At 38.6% G+C, this 858-nt stretch carries 2 pseudogenes; both read left to right on the forward strand.

The annotated features are described in order from the left end of the window. Positions 1-279, forward strand: a pseudogene (locus GQR46_RS20175) (hypothetical protein); the annotation flags it as partial. A gap of 191 nt (positions 280-470) precedes the next feature. Beyond that, positions 471-782 (forward strand): annotated as a pseudogene (locus GQR46_RS20180) (hypothetical protein); the annotation flags it as partial. Positions 783-858 lie beyond the last annotated feature (76 nt).

Below are 858 nucleotides of genomic sequence, written 5' to 3' on the forward strand. Positions count from 1 at the left end.
CCAAAAGGGCTGCCGTTTGAGCTTAAATCGTACCTTGAACTTGTTGAGCTAACAGGGCGCTGTATACGAGAAGACAAACGTGGTTATATTGAAAGTACACACTTACCCTTACTAGAAAGAGTTAATATCTCCCCAGAAAACTGGTTAAAGCTCACCACACAATTTACGCGTGTATTTCATGGTGCAGTCGGCAGGCCAGCCTCACAAGAAGGTTATTGTGAAAACTTAAACCGAAAGCGGCGAGCGAATATCAGTAACTGCGAAAAGCTACTGGCATAAAACTTAAACTACTCAGTAATAAATCACAACTGCATTATGCAGTCATTTTCATGCGTGTAATTTAGGTTTAACAGTGATAATTGCTTATTAAATGTGTAACGCGCGAGTAAAGATATAAAAAGAGGTGAACTCTTAGCTCAAAAAAGTAAATTTAGTGGCGCTAGATTAGTTTACAATTGGAGTGGCTGTCTAGTTTAATGCGTGATGATTGGTTAGGCCTATTACCTACCTACGGCGCTATTATTGCCGTAGCACTTGCCATCGCTTTTTTTGTTACCGTAAAGCTTAATAAAAAGGCTCAAAAATACAGTACTCAGTTATTTGTTATTGCTGGCATTGTGGCGTTTGGTATTGTGTTAATTGCCATTGAATCAATTATGAATATTCATATTATAGCGGGCGCAAGAGGCTGGGGTTTTTATGCTCAACTGCTTGCCGGCGCGATAGGTGGTTATGCGTTTTCACAATTAATAAAGGTAACTAACAACCAAAAAGCGTATTAGATGTGTGAATATAAGTACGGCTTATACGTTATTTAGTGATTAATAAATAAAGGCCGCTGTTTATTATAAACAGCGG

Origin of the sequence: Pseudoalteromonas sp. Z1A6, assembly GCF_011378745.1 — a bacterium.
GTDB lineage: Bacteria > Pseudomonadota > Gammaproteobacteria > Enterobacterales > Alteromonadaceae > Pseudoalteromonas > Pseudoalteromonas arctica.